This is a genomic window from Marinobacter salexigens (assembly GCF_018860765.1).
GTDB lineage: Bacteria > Pseudomonadota > Gammaproteobacteria > Pseudomonadales > Oleiphilaceae > Marinobacter > Marinobacter salexigens_A.
Genome location: NZ_JAHKPV010000001.1, coordinates 505,276 through 522,406, shown reverse-complemented (window position 1 = coordinate 522,406; position 17,131 = coordinate 505,276). Strand labels below are relative to the sequence as shown.

Here is a 17,131-nt window from a genome sequence, read left to right as displayed (position 1 = left end):
CCTTGATGCACCTGCCTACCGACAGCCAGCCCAAAGCCAGAGCCATGGCAAACTGGGCGACCTTTGCAGTGGTTCTCGCCGTGGTGGTCATCATGCTGGGCGCCTGGACACGGCTGGTGCATGCCGGGCTGGGTTGTCCGGACTGGCCTGGGTGCTATGGCTTTCTGACCGTACCCCAGAGCGACACCCACATTGCCATCGCCAATGCTCGTTTCCCGGACACGCCCGTAGATGTGGCCAAAGGCTGGCCGGAAATGATCCACCGCTACGCCGCCGGAACACTGGGGCTGGTGGTGTTCGGCTTAGCCGCAAGCGCAGTGCGTCAGCGCCGGAGTGGCGTGCCTTTCAAACTGCCCCTATTTATTGCGGGTTTTATCCTGCTTCAGGGTGCCTTTGGCATGTGGACGGTGACGTTGAAGCTCTGGCCGCAAGTTGTTGCCCTTCATCTTCTTGGAGGCTTTACCACGCTGAGCTTACTGACCCTGCTGGTGCTGAGGTTAAAAAAGTTCTCGGCGACAGAAACCGGCGTTGCTAAAACAGATCCGGAAAAACCCTTGAAGCCGACTGTGGCTGCTTCTCGCCTCTTCAACCTTCGCCCTTGGCTTTATGGCGGTCTGCTGTTGATTGTTTTACAGATTGCCTTAGGCGCTTGGACGGCTTCCAACTACGCCGCCGTCGCTTGTACCGATTTGCCAACCTGTCAGGGCCAATGGTGGCCGCAAGGCATGGATTTCCAGCACGGCTTTGACATCACCCAACACGTAGGCCCTAACTATCTGGGCGGCCAACTTACAGCGGATGGGCGCGTAGCCATTCATGTAACCCATAGAGTCGGTGCGTTAGTGGTTCTGGCGTACTTTTCTGTGCTGCTCACCCTGATTTGGCGCCGAAGTAAAAACCGGGAGCTGCACCGCCCCGTATTGCTTGTTACTGCGGCGCTGGTAGCCCAGATAACTCTGGGGCTCGCCAATATTGTGTTCCATATTCCCCTGCCGATTGCAGTCGCCCATAACGCCATGGGTGCTGGACTGCTGTTGTCGGTGATATACCTTATCTGGCGGCACCACCTGCTGCCTCAGGCGCAAGCTGTAAAAGCAACACATACAACAATAATGCATCAGGAGATAACGGCATGAGTGAGCAAGTGGACGTACTGCCGGCCCAGAACACGACCAGTCAATCCATGCGGGCTATATCCTGGCGGGATTATCTGGAGCTGACCAAGCCCAACGTTGTGGCTTTGATGATCCTGACATCGGCCATTGGCATGTTATTGGCCACCTCCGGGCTGCCCAGTTTAAGTGTGCTGGTCTGGGGCAATCTTGGTATAGCCTTCCTCGCTGGTGCGGCCGCCGTGGTCAACCATGTGGTCGACCAGAAAATCGATACCGTAATGGCCCGCACCCGAAAGCGCCCCGTAGCCACCGGTAAAATCTCTCCGGTAGAAGCGATTGGCTTCGCCACATTGCTTGCCAGTATCGGCATGGTGGTGCTGATGTGGCAGGTGAACCATCTAACCGCATGGCTTACTTTGGCTTCATTGGTCGGTTACGCTGGCGTTTATACCCTGTTCCTAAAGCGGGCCACGCCTCAGAACATCACCATCGGTGGGTTAGCGGGCGCTATGCCGCCACTGCTAGGGTGGACAGCCGTAACCGGTCAGGTAGAGGGTCATGCCCTGTTGCTCGTTCTTATCATTTTCGCTTGGACCCCACCCCACTTCTGGGCTCTTGCGATTCACCGTAAAGAAGAATACGCCAAAGCTGGCATTCCTATGCTGCCGGTCACCCATGGCAACAAATTCACCGAACTGCACATCCTGCTCTATACCCTGATGCTGCTGGCGGTCAGCCTGCTACCTTTTGTCACAGGTATGTCCGGCTGGATTTATCTGGCGGGAGCTCTGGTTCTAGGCCTGCGCTTCCTTCAGTACGCCATAAAGCTGCTGAAAGGCGACGATCGTCGGGTTGCTTTAAATACCTTTAAATACTCCATCACTTACCTGATGGCGCTGTTTGTGGTACTCCTTGTAGATCATTACGTATTTTTCTGACTTGGTGCAGACGCGTCAGCAGGAGGGGTGCGTTACCGTAGAGTTTTCCATTTGGAGCACTAATGAATCGTTCGCTGAAGGTCACGTTATTTGTACTTCTGCTTTTGGTTGTACTCGTATTTGGTCTGGTCATAGGTCGACAGGTATTTCTGGTGGATAGCGGGGAGCCGACGCCTGCTCCGGATCTGGCTGAAATGAACACCTATGTGTATGACCAGCCTCGACCATTGGCGGAATTCACGCTCACCAACGAAAACGGCGAAACCGTTACCCGGGACAGCCTTCGTGGCAAATGGACGTTTGCGTTCGTGGGCTACACCAACTGCCCGGATATCTGCCCGGCCGCAATGGCGAACCTGCGCCGAACCGATAAGTTACTCTCAAAAGAGCTGCCCCAGCCAGATTACCTGCTGGTTAGTGCTGACCCCGAAAACGACACGCCTGAACAGCTCAAAGCTTACACCGGTTTTTTCGGTGAAAACTTCCACGGCTTGACTGGAAATTTGGAAACACTGCGCGCACTGGCTCAAAGCCTGAGTGCGGTATTTGTGCATCGTGACGTGGACGGCGAAACCTTGGTCGACCACAGCGGGCACCTTGCGCTGGTAAACCCGGATGGCCAGCTAGCCGCATTGATTCAGCCCCCCCACAACCCGGAACACCTCGCAGAGGCTTTTGAGCGCATTTATTTGTGGGCTAAAGCCAATCGCCAGGACACTTAAAAACGAATCAAGCTGAGTTTCTCCATTTGGCTCGCCGCGAGCCCGGAAGTTGGCTACCGCATTGCGGGTCTAGTTGTTCGCTCTTTGATTTGGCTTATTTGGGAGCTTTGCTTCTGGGAGCTCGGTTGGTACGTTGGGTGGCCTGTCTGTCGTATTCTTAGTTTTGGTTACTTTCCCAAAGAGCCGATCAATGATCAAAACTACGTCAATACCTTGATGGGCTTTATAGTTTCGTTAATTGGCTTAGCTGTACTTATATCTGTGGCGGCATTGATTGCGCAGTTAGTGGGGAGCGGGTAAGTGCAAGCACAAAGAGGACGTCATGTCAGGGATCGCTAAAACTCCAAATCCGCCATATTACGCAGTGATTTTCAGCTCTGTTCGCACGGATGGTGACCATGGTTACGGCGCTATGGCTGACAGAATGGTTGAGCTAGCAGCCCAGCAGGAGGGGTTTCTCGGTATCGAGTCCGCCCGTGAGGGTGTGGGTATTACCGTTTCGTACTGGGCGAGCGAGGAAGCGATTCGAAACTGGAAACAAAATGCTGAGCACCTTGAAGCTCAGCGTTTGGGCCATAAAACTTGGTATTCCGAATTCGAGGTGCGAGTAGCAAAGGTAGAGCGGGCTTATGGCGTTACGCAAGCTTAAGACGGTCATGCGGTAGATTGTAAAAGTAGCGTTTCCTCTTCAAATTCTCCGGCAACCCGAGCGGTTCTGCTAAGGTCAAACTGACATCGCTGCGGTACTCGCATAAACTGCACGGCTGAAACACACTCGCCGGAACCGACAGCATGTACCAACAGAACTCCACAACCCCGAAAGAACTCTTTGGCGTTCTGGCCGCAGGAGCTATCGTGCTTTTGGTGGTGCACACGCTTGGCCGTTTTGTTTACACCCCGCTGTTGCCCTACCTGATCGGCGATGGCCAGCTCACCGCACCAGAAGGTGCCGCCATCGCCACCTGGAACTACTTCGGTTATCTAGTGGGTGCCATGCTGGCGATTCGTTGGCACCGGGTTAGCCATATCCGTATTTTGTTGCCAGCTTTTCTTGTGGTGCATGTGTTAACCACGATATTCGTTACCCAAACAGACAACCTCACCGCCATTTCTACTGCGCGTTGGTTGAACGGCGTGGCCAATGGTGTAGTTTTCGTACAGGCGCCTGCACTGATTCTTGAATGGTTGGTGTTGCGCAACCGCTCAAGTATGAGTGGGCTGGTCTACATTGGTGTGGGCTTAGGTTTGTTGCTCTCCAGTGGGCTGGTTACCGGCACCGCTGACTGGCTAGAAGGCGCTGAGCGTTGGTGGCCTGTGGCACTGGCATCCATTCCTTTGGCCATTTGGGGTGCTTACCGGCTGATGAAGTTAGAAATGCCAGACCAAGAGCCGGACAAGAATGGTAAAAGCACAACTAACACCCCGCTTATAGACCGTGCCAGTATCCCCTTGTTTCTCTCGTACGCTGGTGCCGGGTTGGGCTACATCCTACCCATGACCTTCCTGCCATTGTTGGCGAAGCTGGAACTGGATGCCGAACATTGGTTGCTTGATGGCGCTTGGCTAATTGTTGCCCTGAGCACCATTCCCGCCGCTTGGGTATGGAACAGACTCGGAAGCAAAATGGGTGACATACCTGCACTCAAACTGAACTTCCTTATTCAGTTGGTAGGTGTTGTGGCTGCCGTCGTTTTGCCCGGTGCCCTAGGCATACTGCTGTGCGCAGCACTGGTGGGCGGTACTTTTCTGGGTACTGTACTGTTGACCCAACGCATCGGCCGCGCCCTGCACCCACATCAGGGCCCACGTTTGTCAGCGGCCATGGTTGCCCTATACGGCTTCACCCAAATGGTCGGTCCTTGGCTCACCAAGCAATGGCTAGATGCTGGCGGCTCTCTGGTATCCGCCTTTGGAATCGGCGTAGGTGCGCTGGTTTTCGGCCTTATCTTCGTCTTCTTTGTGCCCCGCCCAGCAGCTTGGCACGCAAGAACGATTCAGCACGATTGAAGCCAAACGTGCTCCCAATAGACCACATTCTCCCAGAGTTGAAGCACACTCTGGAACAGACCACCACGGCGCTTTTGCAAGCACCTCCTGGAGCAGGTAAGACGACGAGAGTGCCTCTCGCATTGCTGGGCGCTCCTTGGTTGCATGGCAAAAAGATCCTGATGTTGGAACCACGGCGGCTGGCAGCCCGCTCGGCTGCAAGATTTATGGCGTCGCAATTGGGTGAAAAGTCTGGGCAAACCATCGGCTACCGCACTCGGCTGGACACCAAAGTGTCTGGCACTACACGTATTGAAGTCGTCACCGAGGGCATTCTCACCCGGCTCATCCAGAGCGATCCCATGCTGGACGAGTACGCTGCTGTGTTGTTCGATGAATTTCATGAGCGTTCCCTTCAAGCGGATCTCGGTCTTGCCTTGGTGCGAGAAACTCAAGAGGCGTTACGAGAAGATCTAAGGGTGCTGGTGATGTCCGCGACTTTAGATACTGCGCCCATTGCCCGCATGCTTGGAGATGTACCTGTTTTAAGCAGCGAAGGGCGAGCCTTCCCGGTGGACGTAGTGTATCGCCCTGAGCCTTCCACCCATCGCAACCCGCGGTTGGTGGATCACATAGTGGCGGTCGTCATCGAAGCCTTGGCGCAGCAGCCGGGTTCAATACTGGTGTTCTTGCCGGGCGCAGGCGAGATTCACCGGGTGGCCCAGCGTTTATCCGGGCGGGTGGCTTCGAATGTAGTGATTGCGCCCTTGTTTGGCAACCTCAAAGCCGCAGAGCAGGATCAGGCCATTGCGCCAGCCGCTGCAGGCACTCGCAAAGTGGTATTGGCAACCGCTATTGCCGAAACCAGTTTGACCATCGAGGGCGTGCGCGTGGTGGTGGATAGTGGCCAGCAACGCAGGGCCGTGTTTGACCCGAACAGCGGCATGACGCGTTTGATAACCGGCCGTGTGTCCAAGGCTTCCGCAGAGCAGCGCAAAGGCCGCGCAGGCCGTGTGGAGCCGGGCGTGTGTTATCGGTTGTGGAGTGAGTCTGAGCAATTCGGGCTAGCGGAATTTACGCCACCGGAGATTCGCGAGGCCGATCTCGCGCCCTTAGCGCTTGAGCTGGCCCAGTGGGGTGCCCGAACGCCGGATAACTTGGTGTGGATCGATCCGCCACCGCCTGCCCATTGGCAGCAGGCCGTAGAACTGCTGCAGTGGCTGGATATGCTAGACGGCGATGGCGCGATTACCGAACACGGTAAGTCAGCCCGAGCATTGGGCATCCATCCCCGGCTTGCCCACATGGTCCTATTGGGCAGGTTGCTTGAATTGGGCCGGTTGGCGGCCGAGCTTGCTGCGTTGCTGGAAGACAGGGACATATTGGGGCCGGGTGCCGGGGCTGATATGCATGAGCGTATTCGAGCCCTTCGTGGCGAACGTGGATCGCAACGTATAGATCCACACCGTCTTCAAGCGCTACGCCAACAGGCTAAACGTTTATCGGTGTCTCAGGCGAATGGAAACAGGGAACAGGAAACCATAGCCACGGCCACAGAAGTTGGACGTTTGTTAGCACTCGCTTATCCGGACCGTATTGGTAAACGTCGCCCCGGCGATACACCGCGCTATCAACTCAGCAATGGCAAAGGCGCCCTGTTGCGGGACGACGACGGGCTTGCGCGGCACGAATGGCTGGTGGCAGCAGACCTAGACGGCAAGGCCCGAGAAGCAAGGATCTATTTAGCTGCGCCAGTGGACATAGCGACTTTGGAAACGGATCTGGCCGCCCATATAAGAGAGCAAGACGAAGCCGAATGGGATGATAAACGCGGCACAGTCATTGCGCGAAAAACTCGGCGGTTAGGGGCACTGATTTTAGTAGAGAAACCACTAACCAAGCCGTCACCCGAGTTGATTCAGCAGGGCATACTCGCAGCGGTGCGGCGTAGAGGGCTGGATAGCCTACCGTGGACGCCTGCGGCCAAGCAGTGGCGGGCAAGAGTATCGCTGCTGGCAAAGCACTACCCTGAGCAGTGGCCGGATGTAAGTGACAAGGCTTTGGCAGAGTCGCTGGAACAATGGTTGGCCCCCTTTCTGGCAGGCATTCATCGCTGGTCTGATTTGGCACGCCTGAATATGCAAAACGCCCTGAACAGTCTGTTGGATTATCCGCAACAGCAGCAGCTCGCTGAGCTTGCGCCAACCAGTCTGACCATTCCCACTGGCAGCTCCGTTACACTGGATTATTGCGCTGAGAATGGCCCGGTTTTAGCGGCCAAGTTGCAGGCGTTGTTTGGTTGGACGAAAACGCCCGAAGTGGCCGGCGGCAAGGTGCCGGTATTAATACATCTGCTGTCTCCAGCCCAAAGACCGCTAGCGGTCACCGCTGATCTGGCCAGTTTTTGGGTTAACGTGTACCCGCAGGTGCGCAAAGACACCCGCGGCCGTTATCCTAAACATCCCTGGCCAGAAGATCCGCTAACCGCTGTTGCCCAGCAGGGCGTCAAAAGAAAGTAACGCCAACTACTAGTTTACGAGCTTTCGGCTATTGCTGAGGTATTGCTCGCCAGCAGAGCGCACGGTATCAGGATCGGCGTGTTCAGAGGCTTTGTGAACCTTCTCAAGGGTCTCCTCAAGCGCGTCAATCTCGTCATCCAGTTTTTGTAGCGCGTTTTCCAGAGTGTATGTTAGTTGATGCACTTCGTTCATAGCCTCTGGCGTTAGATCTCCGGCCAGCACTTTTTCGAGCTTATTGTTGTATTCGGAGAAGTTGGCAACGGCTTGCTCTAGGGTGTGTGATGGCTGACCCTTGAAATGATCACTGTCGCTTGCAAATGCAGGTACAGCGATCAGCAAAGAGGCGGCTACAGCGGTAAACTGGCGAAGAATGGTCATGGTGTGCTCCGTAATAAGTTAACTCAAAATGTAATGCGAATTATTATCAGATGCGCTTTTAAAAACCATGATCACCGTCAATTCGAATCACAAAAAATACTTGCGCCTAGGTTAAAACTGCTTAAAACTTACCCACTTTGATCAGCGCGATCCCGCCCATGAATTTCGTATCGTTTAATGTTTTTCGCACCCTTGGCTTTCCGGATACCACCGTATTGAAGCCGGAAAATTACTTGCGCCACAAGGAATTGCTGCGCAACGCAGATTGGGTGTTGTTCCCGGAATACTGGCAACTCAATGCGATAGTGCATGGTTTGAAATGTCGGGTTTTCCCCAGTGTTGCCAGTTATCTCATTGGCCACGATAAAGTGGAAATGACCCGGGCTTTTGAGGCAGTTGCGCCGGAGCACATCCCCTGGACAATCATTGAAGCCAACGGCCCGGAGGAACGTGAGCACATCTGGAGTGAGATGGTGTTGCCCTTCGTGGCTAAGCTGCCGAAGGCCAGTATGGGCGAAGGTGTGTGGCTGATTGAGACCCGTGACGACTGGCGCAAATACTGCGAGCGCACGGATGTTCTATATGTTCAGGAATACCTGCCGCTGGACCGCGACGCGCGCATAGTGGTGGTGGGCGATAAAGTTGTCACAGCCTACTGGCGTACTCAGGCCGATCAGGGCTTTTACAACAACGTGTCCAAGGGTGGCAGGATTGACAACAGCCCGGTGCCGACAGTGATGACGGATCTGGCGCTGCGGCTTGCCCGAGATTTGGGCGTGGACCATGCTGGTTTTGATATTGCTTTGGTGGAGGGGTATCCCTTCGTACTGGAGTTCAACCGCTTATTTGGCAATCAGGGGCTGGGTCAGGGCAGCGACTTGAAGGACGCCATTTTAGAGTACCTGCAACAAGAGTCTGAGCCCCGCGACCCCGGAGGCTCTACTACCCCCGAGCCCTCCCGCCCTGTGGCAGTGTGAGCCCGAAGGCGGCACACTGGCCGATTAAAGATTCTTGTAACGGTTGATATCGAAAATACCCGCCTGCAACGGCTGATGTTCGCGCTGCCAGGCGGTGATATCGTGAAGAATCTCCCAGAATTGCCTATGGGTGCGGCGAACGCCCCATACACCCACTAAGGCCTCAAAGGCTTTCGGCTCTTCTGCCTTCAAGGTTTTCATTCTGTCTTTAAACAGTCCGAGTTGCGACGCGGGAATGTCGAACATGAAGTTTGGGTAGCTGCCAATAATGCCAGGATAAATGGTCAGCTTGTCGTTTTCGGGCTGGTAGCGTAAGTCCTCTCCTAGCAGAAAAGCGACGTTGCTGTGAGCGCGGTCACGGATAACCGTGTAAACCGTGCGCTTTCCTTCCTCGTTGTACACTCGCAAGAAAGTGACATTTGGTAGGTAGTTGATGGCAGGAAGGAATTCCGCCCGGGTAGCGGCCAGTTCTGACAGCACCTGATCCGCCTCGCGAATCCATTCGGGCTTGTCTTTGCGACCACAATCACTGCCGCCACAGCGGTTTATGGGATCGTCCCGCTCTGCATTCAGCTTCTGGAATTTCAACAGCAGGCGCGCCCCCAATTCTTCATTGAACGCCGAGGTGGCATAAGGCACCTGTGATGGGGCCGTCTCGTCCATGTTGGCATAGCTATAATCCAACTTGAACTCGCCTGCGCCCTGATACCAATGATGCAAAACCTTATTGCGTTCACCGGGAGGAATTAGGCGGAGATAGTTCTGCTCGCCGCCGTTACGGATCAGGTCAAAGTAAAGTCGCGTCTGGGCTTGATGAGCCACGTTGCCGAACACGTCAAAATTCACCACCAGTTCGTAGTAGGTGCGTTCGAACAGAGGATAGTCCATCCACCAGCTGGTTAATGGCACCTGGCCAATCAGGCCGCGCTGTACAGAAGCATTGTCGTGATGGCGGAAAACAGTGAGTAGCGCATTGGTATTATGGCCGTCACCGTCCCAGATATGATCAAGAGAGGCACCTTTAGGGTAGGTCTCGCCGTAGGCTTGGTTTCGCAGTTTGTGATACTGGTTGCGCTTGCCTTTGTATTCGGCCCAGTTGTAACCCAGATCCAGCAGGGCGCTATCTTGGCCTGGCAAGGCCAGCAACGGCGTTACTTTTTCGCGATACTCCGCATTGGTTAGATAAAGATCGTTTTCTGGATTGTGGTAGGCCACCCAAAACTGGTCACGGATCACGTCGGTAGCAATTTGGCCACGGCATACCGGCCCTCGAATAAAGGTACGGGTGAAGTACTCGGCATTGTCCAACATGAATTGGTAGCGGGCCGTTGCAGGGATGGCGGCAAAGGTGGCAAAGGGGTTGGCGCGGTTTTCACGGCTGTAGTCCGGCAGGGTTTCTACTTGCCAGTCGCCAGTTTCAAACAACTCGCGGGTGCGCTCGAACTGTTGTTCTCCAAACTCGAAGGTGATGTGACGCTTGTGCACAATGCTGCCAGCGACCGGGCGCAGGCGGTAGTACACCAAGCCTTCGGGGTCGTCGTTGGGGCGACGGGTTGCCACCATGTCGATGGGTGTGCCTGGCATTGTGTAGGAGCGCACAATGTCGAAGTAGCGGGTGCTGGCGCCCTTATCTTCAAAATATAGGTGCGCGAGATAGAGGTGTTCGTAAATCCATCGACTGGTCAGTTGTTGGCGTAGGCTGTGGTCATTGAGCCAGCTTTCCCAGCGCTTGATGTGGCTTTGCTCGGCGTCATCTACCTTGGTAACCAACGGGCTGATGGCGCCGCCTTGGTTGACCCAGCCGGTGAGGGTGGCGTACTCGTCGTCGGTGAGGCCAGTGACTGCTAGAGGCATGCCCTCGTAAGGGTGGTCACTGGCGTAGTCGGAGAAATTCTCATTGTTAACACACTGGTTGGCCCGAGATAGGCCCAACTCTATGTCTTCAGGCAATTTACTGTTGGGAGCAAATTCATACTCCTTGCCCAAGCGAATCATATTTTCAAATAAACTGCGGGTTTGGTCGCCTCTTGCCAATACCGAGTAAAAGCCCATCTCTCGCCACTGCTGTTCGGTTTGGGCGTCGACTCCCAAGCGGGTGGTTTTTTGGGTTTCGAAGCGTGCACCATCGTAAACCGCGTCTTTGTGGGCACCGCGAATCAAGCCATCGGAGTATTCCATTTTGAGTTGGCAGGGCGCGTCAAAGCAACTGTGACAGGCTAGGCATTTTGCTTCTACGATAGGACGTACATCGTCGTTGAAGCTGACCGGTTGCTGGCTTGCGGTGGGTAACGCTTGTTTAAATGTGGGAGGCGTGGTGTTTTCGGCGCAGCCTGCCAAAAACAGCAGGGTTAGGAGCGTTGCTGCAATGAGTCTCGGCATTGGGGGCCTGTTGTGGTTGTCTGGATTTGGAGAATTATAGTCGGTTGAGTTGTTGATCGCTAAAGCCTCTTTGATTAGGGGCTTTTTAGAGTTCTGGCTACGTTCGATTTATGGGTAGATTTGCTGATATCTGTGAGGCAAAGAAAGCCTGATTATCGCGCTTCTTGGCCAGAGCCATTCAGGTTCTGGCATCCGCGTTCGCGCACTGTTTTTTGCCCCGAGGGGGAAACACCATCCATGACTGAGTCAGCCAACGCTAACATCGCCGATTACTACACTGCCGAGACTTTTGAGCGGATCAAAGCATTTGCGAATACCAAGGAAACACCGTTTGTGGTGATTGATACCGCCACGATTGATCGTCAGTACGACGAGCTGGTGGACGGTTTTCCTTATGCCAATGTGTATTACGCAGTAAAAGCCAACCCCGCTCCGCAGGTTTTGACTGTATTGCGGGACAAGGGTGCGAGCTTTGATATCGCGTCGGTGTATGAGTTGGAGAAGGTGATGGCGCTTGGTGTGAGCGGTGACCGCATCAGCTACGGCAACACCATCAAAAAGGCGCGGGATATTCGCACTTTTTATGAGAAGGGTGTGCGTATGTTTGCCACGGATTCTGAGGCGGATTTGCGTAACATTGCCAAGGCGGCACCTGGTGCGAAGATTTACGTTCGGGTTTTAACCGACGGCACACAAACAGCGGATTGGCCTCTCTCCCGCAAGTTTGGCTGCGAGAATGATATGGCCATGGATCTGCTGATTCTGGCGCGTGATCTTGGCTTGGTGCCTTACGGTGTGTCGTTCCACGTGGGTTCTCAGCAGCGGGAAATCGGTGCGTGGGATTCGGCATTGAACAAGGTGAAGGTCATTTTTGAGCGTTTGAAAGAAGAAGACGGCATCGAATTGAAAATGATCAACATGGGTGGTGGTTTTCCTGCGAATTACATCAACCGTACCAACGAGTTGGCTGTATACGCGTCTGAAATCACCCGCTTCCTGAAGGAAGATTTCGGTGACGATCTGCCTGAAATCATTATAGAGCCAGGCCGTTCGTTGATTTCCAACGCTGGTGTTTTGGTGAGTGAGGTCGTTCTGATCGCTCGCAAATCCCGCACAGCGTTGCACCGCTGGGTGTTCACCGATGTGGGTAAGTTCAATGGTCTGATTGAAACTCTGGATGAGGCAATCAAATTCCCCATCTGGACGGATAAAAAGGGTGAAGGCGAAGACTGTGTGATTGCGGGTCCAACGTGCGACAGTGCGGACATCATGTATGAGCACCACAAGTATCCGCTACCACTGAACTTGGCTATTGGCGACCGTATGTACTGGTTGTCTACAGGCGCCTACACAACAACTTATAGTGCCGTGGAATTCAATGGGTTCCCTCCGCTAAAGGATTACTACATCTAAAGACTGAGGGCGTGCTTCATTGGGGGTGGGCCGCGAAGCGAGGTGTCTTTTCTTCTGGGAAAAACAACTCGCTTCGCTCAGACATCTTTTTCCCGGCAGAAAAGACACCCCGCTCCCCGGCCTTCGGCCATTGGTGGGGGCGTTTTACTGCCTTTGCAGGTTTAGTTTGATTGCCAATGGGGAGACTAGAACTCCATAGACAATCATTACTGCTATTGCGTGCTTTATGTCGCCGGTCCAGTCCGAGAGTAGGCCGCCCAGCATGGGTACGGCGAAGGCTATGGTGTAGCCGACCAGAAAGTTGCCGGCGGACAGTCTGCCGGTTTCGTTGGCGGGCACCAGCAGTGGTGGTAGTGCCACCATCATGATTAACAGTATGCCAGCGGTGAAGCTCATGAACGTAGCGCTGGCGATTGCCCACCACCCTGAAAACACTAATAACCCGATTGTTCCCAGTAAGCTGAGTATCAGCATGATGAGCAGAGGGGCTTTTCTTCCTACCCAGTAGCGCGCCATTTTCAGCATCAACAGAGAAGCCACTACCTGAGCGAAGTTGTACCAGAACAATGCTTCGGTGAGGTTTTCGAATTCTCCCCTTTGTTCCAGCAAGGCCGCGAGGTAGGCGTTTACGCCGAAAAACAGCGAGCCGGATACGCCAAGTAATAAGCCCAGTTTAAGCGTGAGCGGATTTTTCCAGTCGGGTAGCCAGGCGGCTTTGCGGGTGGGTCTCGCCAGATCGCGCTTGGGTAGGAACAGGGCAGCAGCGACCAGCAGTGCGGGTAATGACCAAACCAGCATGGTTGCACGCCAGCTGTTGTCCAGTAGCGGCATGATGACCGGCAGGGTGATACCTGCACCAATGAATTCGCCCATCAGCATGCCGTTCATGTAAATGGCAGAGCCGAGCGCCAAGTTTTTGGGTTCCAGCCAGCGCGGTAGCAAAGCCGGTAGCGCGGGCTGCATCATGGCTATGCCTAGGCCCATAACGGCGCTAGTGAGCATCAGGGTGATGGTGTCTGGTGCCAGCCCACGACCAGCAGAGCCAATGACCATAACGAGCATGGCCAGTGCCAGGGTGTTGCGTGGACCCATTCGGGATATGGACAGGGAGCCCGGCATGGCGCCAATGGCCAGCATGAGAATAGGCAGGGTAGTCAGCGCGCCAGTGAGGGTCTGGGAGAGTGCCAGTTCGTCACCGATGAACGGTGCTAGCGGTGGCGCAACCAGTATCGGGATGCGCAAGTAGACTCCTGCCAGCCAAAGTAATACCGCCACCGGCAGCAGGCTTGCTGTCGATGGCGATGAGGTTGGCGCGGAGTTTTCTGCTATGGACAAGTAAGATCAGTCTTCGCTGGTATCCGGCAGGTAGGCGCCGTCTTCGTCGTGAACTTCCTGACCCGTAACTGGTGGGTTGAACGAGCAGATAAGACGCATGTCCTCAGTACCACCGCGTAGGGTATGTTGGTCGTGCTTGTCGAGAGCGTAGAGCGTACCGTCGGAGATTTGGTGGGTTTCACCAGTGGCTTTGTCTGTAATGCTGCCATTACCGGCTACGCAATAAACGGCTTCCAGATGATGTTTGTACCACAGGTTAAGCTCGGCACCCGCCGGAATGATCGTTTCGTGGAACGAGAAGCCCATACCGTCTTTTTTCAACAACATACGACGGCTTGTCCAGCCGGGGCCATGCACTTCACGTTCGGTACCGATGATGTCCTGAACTCGCACAATCTTCATGAGCATTCCTCATTTTGTGATGGAATAGCCGTACAGTATAAACATTCCTTTCAGGTCCGGTTCAACCGCCAGTCGTCATAAACTGCCATGCATTGTTCTATGGCGCCGTGGAATCTATGTCGCTGACTTTCGTCTAACGGTTGCTGTTTACGGCACCTATCTAGGGTCTTCTGAATGGTTTGGCGACTCGTTTTATCGAGGCGTTCGAGCCAGTGATGATCTGCAGGTTGTAGGTCGAGCAGTTCTCTACCTGCATGGTTACGGTGGCTAATGTGCCACCAATGGTCCACGGCCCGTCCTAAAACCACGTAGCCAAACTGGCTGTCTTGCACGGGGCCGAAGGAGGCTGTTTTCAGGCCGTCTTGAAGCAAGCCAATGCTTAGAGCCGGCAGCGTGAAGCGGCCTCCGTACATGTAGCTTCCAGCAGCGCCGATCAGGCCGCCCACTAGGGCACCGGCGCCCAGAGATGAGCCCAGAGTAAGTGCATCCAGCCCTGCACCGCTAACGGCGCCTGCACCAAAACCGGCAGTCGCCAGATAGCGTCGGCTAACGGCCCAGTGTTTGCGGCTGTCTTCCGAGAACAGGTCGTGATCACTGTGCCATTCGAGCTCGGCTTCCTGTCGACGAATACTTTGATGTTGATACAGGTGCTCTATCTCCACCCGCAGAGTCTGCTCCCGTTGCCGTTGGTGCTGATACCAGCGCTGTCGGAGCTGATCCGCTAGGGTGCTGTCACTGGTGCCTGCGGCTTGATCCAGCGTGAGCGTGCGCTTTTCCTGAAACGACATCATATCTTTCAAGGCTTTGGCAATGATGCCAGCAGCCTGATGCTGGCGCTGTTCGCGTTGGGCCGATAGGTAGTGGGTTGCTTGATCTAGAGACTTTTCCCAGTCGGGCTCAAGCTGCCCAAAAGCTCGTAACAAACTCAAGTGTTGCTCGAACGGGGCGCGAACTGCGTCGAATTTGCGCACAACCTGAAAGAACTGTCCGAGCGCGGCCTGCCAGGTGTCGCTGTAATCATCGGGCCCGATGCTATTGATCAGCGCCAGACTGGGCTGACCAGTCCAGCGCAGAATGGTCATTTCAGCTTCATGCTCAGCGCTGTATGGGGCAGAACCATCAACCACATAGATAATTCCCGCACCTTCAATCAGCGGTGCCAGCAATTCACATTCGTCGGTAAAGCGGCCGTCACCCTGATGCTGTTGAACAAACGCTCGCACTGTTTCGCTGTGATCAGGTGCCGACACGCTGTGGGCTTCAAGCCATTCCAGTACCCGTCGGGGGCGCTGAAAACCGGGCGTATCAACCAACGTATAGAGCACTCTGCCGTCCACGCTTAATGGGTAGGGCTGGCGCTTACGTGTAGTGCCCGGCTCCAGCGCAATGGCTATGGCATCGTTCTGCGATAGGGTTGCCACCACGCTGGATTTGCCTTTGTTGGGGTGGCCTACAACGGCAAAAATAGGTGCGGTACTCATTCCATAATTCCCCCATTCACATCCGGAAGGGTTCTGTGCGTTGGTATCAGGCTAACCGTTACAAACTCCGGCCCTACCCGCTTGGCAAATCTCAGCCATTGCTGAATTTGATGGGCATCCGGTTCGCGCTCAATGCGGGTGGCCAATGGCACTAAGGCGATCTTCGATGCTTCAGGCCAGAGTTCCCGCGCAGAAATCAGAAAATCTTCCAACTCTCCCGTAGGAGGCTCCCAGCTGCGTGTTATCAGAAGGACTGATTCGCTGGGTGTCTGTGTCAGTTGTTTGGCCACTTGCTCTAGAACCTGCCGGTCTTGTGTGAGCGTCATCCGCCCGCCTGCTTTGGCAATCAGGCTCTTGCCTGCACTCAGTGCATCCGGCAACTCCGGGTCGCCCGCGCCTGCCCAACACAAGGCAATACTGGCGTCTGGCAAAGGTTTTAGTCTGAGGTGCGTTTCGGTATCCGGCAGATCCGAGGCATCGTTATGGTCGTTGCCTGTATGCAGAGCAGGTGTTTCCATACGATACATCAAGGCTCGCATAGCCGGATGGTTAGCCAACAGATACCGCGCCTTGCGCCGGACTAGAACGTTCGCCAGCAGGGCAAGAGCAAGTCGCGGCAACAATGCCCAAGTGGTCCAGAGCATAGCAATAAAGGGCCACCACTGGCCCCAGCGTGCCGGGTTCATGCTGTCCGCAGCCGCGTTAGCGCGAAAGAACCGTGTGGCTTCCACAAGTGCAAGGTCTGGTGCAGCAGCTGGCAAAAACCAGGCCCAAGGCGCTGCAACCGCAACAATAAAGCTGTGATAGCGGCTGGCATCGGTCTCAAGAGTGGTACTCCACCCAAAAGCTAGATCCTGTAGTACCACCATAATCAGCAGGGTTGCCAAACCGGTCAGCGCAAAACACAGCCCACCCAGTTGCGCGGCCCTTGCCATAAGAACCGGCTGGAGTTTTACCGACACCTCAGATTCGGGATTGTTGCGAAAGCGCCGGAGCAGTGTTCTCCAAGGCTGCCAGCCCGCAAGAGACTGCCCCGTAGTTAGCAGTGCCAGCAAAAGCTGGAAAGCAACAAAGGCCAAAAAAACCGTGATGTTGATGCGTTGACCACCGTCGTAAAACAGCAAGCCGAGCATAGTGAGTAAACCAAATAGGGTGCCCGCAGCCATAAAGCCACTGTTGATCCGACGCCAGAAACCCAGAGTGTGTTCCGCTGGCGATGCGCTCGCCCCCGGGCCGCTCAGATGGTTGATGTGGGCCAGCCAGCGCTTTGGAGTAGGCGCAACCTTTTGCTGCTCGCAGGACAGTGCAAACTTGCGATCCCGCCGGTGTAAAAATGCCGGGGCCTGGCCTTTGTCTCTTTGGGCGCAGGTATCGAAATCCAGCAGTAAGCGGAGGGGGTGATCAGTCATGAAGGGTTCCGGTGATGAATTCGGTCTTTGGGTCTATGGTGTTAGGATATCGGTATTACCCTGTCCGATACCAGATA

Annotated in this window: 14 protein-coding genes; 8 read left to right on the top strand and 6 right to left on the bottom strand. The window is 54.8% G+C overall.

Going from position 1 to position 17,131, the window contains the following annotated elements; translation table 11 throughout:
* Nucleotides 1-5 precede the first annotated feature (5 nt).
* The 6 genes from KO508_RS02395 to hrpB all read left to right on the top strand — a co-directional run bounded on the left by KO508_RS02395 (nucleotide 6) and on the right by hrpB (nucleotide 7,280).
* Nucleotides 6-1,136, top strand: a complete 1,131-nt coding sequence (locus KO508_RS02395) for a COX15/CtaA family protein (RefSeq protein WP_216006735.1) — start codon at nucleotides 6-8, stop codon at nucleotides 1,134-1,136.
* On the top strand, nucleotides 1,133-2,053 hold the full coding sequence (gene cyoE / locus KO508_RS02390; RefSeq protein WP_216006734.1) for a heme o synthase: 921 nt from the start codon (nucleotides 1,133-1,135) through the stop codon (nucleotides 2,051-2,053). The genes KO508_RS02395 and cyoE overlap by 4 nt, the downstream gene beginning before the upstream one ends.
* A 62-nt stretch (nucleotides 2,054-2,115) precedes the next feature.
* Entirely contained in the window at nucleotides 2,116-2,775 is a 660-nt protein-coding gene (locus KO508_RS02385; protein ID WP_216006733.1) for an SCO family protein, read from the top strand.
* A gap of 322 nt (nucleotides 2,776-3,097) precedes the next feature.
* On the top strand, nucleotides 3,098-3,424 hold the full coding sequence (locus tag KO508_RS02380) for an antibiotic biosynthesis monooxygenase family protein (protein ID WP_216006732.1): 327 nt from the start codon (nucleotides 3,098-3,100) through the stop codon (nucleotides 3,422-3,424).
* Between the two features lie 143 nt (nucleotides 3,425-3,567).
* A complete protein-coding gene (locus KO508_RS02375) occupies nucleotides 3,568-4,782 on the top strand; it encodes a YbfB/YjiJ family MFS transporter (RefSeq protein WP_216006731.1) in 1,215 nt (404 codons plus the stop codon).
* 8 nt (nucleotides 4,783-4,790) lie between these two features.
* Nucleotides 4,791-7,280, top strand: coding sequence for an ATP-dependent helicase HrpB (gene hrpB, locus KO508_RS02370; protein ID WP_216007298.1), 2,490 nt, complete (start codon nucleotides 4,791-4,793; stop codon nucleotides 7,278-7,280).
* 9 nt (nucleotides 7,281-7,289) lie between these two features.
* On the opposite strand, the gene KO508_RS02365 is transcribed toward hrpB, so the two are convergent.
* Nucleotides 7,290-7,658, bottom strand: a complete 369-nt coding sequence (locus KO508_RS02365; RefSeq protein ID WP_216006730.1) for a DUF6746 family protein — start codon at nucleotides 7,656-7,658, stop codon at nucleotides 7,290-7,292.
* Nucleotides 7,659-7,816: 158 nt separating this feature from the next.
* Between KO508_RS02365 and KO508_RS02360 the strand changes: the two genes are divergently transcribed.
* Nucleotides 7,817-8,635, top strand: coding sequence for an ATP-grasp domain-containing protein (locus KO508_RS02360; protein ID WP_216006729.1), 819 nt, complete (start codon nucleotides 7,817-7,819; stop codon nucleotides 8,633-8,635).
* Between the two features lie 24 nt (nucleotides 8,636-8,659).
* Here KO508_RS02360 and KO508_RS02355 read toward each other — a convergent pair whose 3' ends face one another.
* A complete protein-coding gene (locus KO508_RS02355) occupies nucleotides 8,660-11,014 on the bottom strand; it encodes a fatty acid cis/trans isomerase (RefSeq protein WP_216006728.1) in 2,355 nt (784 codons plus the stop codon).
* Nucleotides 11,015-11,251: 237 nt separating this feature from the next.
* On the opposite strand from KO508_RS02355, the gene KO508_RS02350 reads away from it, so the two are divergent.
* The gene (locus KO508_RS02350; RefSeq protein WP_216006727.1) at nucleotides 11,252-12,427 is read left to right on the top strand and encodes a type III PLP-dependent enzyme; all 1,176 of its coding nucleotides are present in this window, start codon (nucleotides 11,252-11,254) and stop codon (nucleotides 12,425-12,427) included.
* Between the two features lie 144 nt (nucleotides 12,428-12,571).
* Here KO508_RS02350 and KO508_RS02345 read toward each other — a convergent pair whose 3' ends face one another.
* The 4 genes from KO508_RS02345 to KO508_RS02330 are packed head-to-tail and all read right to left on the bottom strand — an operon-like array spanning nucleotide 12,572 to nucleotide 17,054.
* Entirely contained in the window at nucleotides 12,572-13,756 is a 1,185-nt protein-coding gene (locus KO508_RS02345; RefSeq protein ID WP_216007297.1) for an MFS transporter, read from the bottom strand.
* 12 nt (nucleotides 13,757-13,768) lie between these two features.
* Complete coding sequence (locus KO508_RS02340) at nucleotides 13,769-14,164, bottom strand: ectoine synthase (RefSeq protein WP_216006726.1); 396 nt, start codon at nucleotides 14,162-14,164, stop codon at nucleotides 13,769-13,771.
* 50 nt (nucleotides 14,165-14,214) lie between these two features.
* Complete coding sequence (locus KO508_RS02335) at nucleotides 14,215-15,645, bottom strand: GTPase/DUF3482 domain-containing protein (protein WP_216006725.1); 1,431 nt, start codon at nucleotides 15,643-15,645, stop codon at nucleotides 14,215-14,217.
* Entirely contained in the window at nucleotides 15,642-17,054 is a 1,413-nt protein-coding gene (locus KO508_RS02330; protein WP_216006724.1) for a DUF2868 domain-containing protein, read from the bottom strand. Before KO508_RS02330 ends, KO508_RS02335 begins: the two co-directional genes overlap by 4 nt.
* Between the last annotated feature and the right edge of the window lie 77 nt (nucleotides 17,055-17,131).

Excerpts from the sequence above, each read along its gene's own strand:
- KO508_RS02355 (WP_216006728.1), bottom strand. The coding sequence starts at position 11,014 with ATGCCGAGACTCATTGCAGCAACGCTCCTAACCCTGCTGTTTTTGGCA.
- cyoE (WP_216006734.1), top strand. The coding sequence starts at position 1,133 with ATGAGTGAGCAAGTGGACGTACTGCCGGCCCAGAACACGACCAGTCAA.
- KO508_RS02385 (WP_216006733.1), top strand. The coding sequence starts at position 2,116 with ATGAATCGTTCGCTGAAGGTCACGTTATTTGTACTTCTGCTTTTGGTT.
- KO508_RS02395 (WP_216006735.1), top strand. The coding sequence starts at position 6 with ATGCACCTGCCTACCGACAGCCAGCCCAAAGCCAGAGCCATGGCAAAC.
- KO508_RS02375 (WP_216006731.1), top strand. The coding sequence starts at position 3,568 with ATGTACCAACAGAACTCCACAACCCCGAAAGAACTCTTTGGCGTTCTG.
- KO508_RS02380 (WP_216006732.1), top strand. The coding sequence starts at position 3,098 with ATGTCAGGGATCGCTAAAACTCCAAATCCGCCATATTACGCAGTGATT.
- KO508_RS02340 (WP_216006726.1), bottom strand. The coding sequence starts at position 14,164 with ATGAAGATTGTGCGAGTTCAGGACATCATCGGTACCGAACGTGAAGTG.
- KO508_RS02350 (WP_216006727.1), top strand. The coding sequence starts at position 11,252 with ATGACTGAGTCAGCCAACGCTAACATCGCCGATTACTACACTGCCGAG.
- KO508_RS02335 (WP_216006725.1), bottom strand. The coding sequence starts at position 15,645 with ATGAGTACCGCACCTATTTTTGCCGTTGTAGGCCACCCCAACAAAGGC.
- KO508_RS02360 (WP_216006729.1), top strand. The coding sequence starts at position 7,817 with ATGAATTTCGTATCGTTTAATGTTTTTCGCACCCTTGGCTTTCCGGAT.
- KO508_RS02365 (WP_216006730.1), bottom strand. The coding sequence starts at position 7,658 with ATGACCATTCTTCGCCAGTTTACCGCTGTAGCCGCCTCTTTGCTGATC.
- KO508_RS02330 (WP_216006724.1), bottom strand. The coding sequence starts at position 17,054 with ATGACTGATCACCCCCTCCGCTTACTGCTGGATTTCGATACCTGCGCC.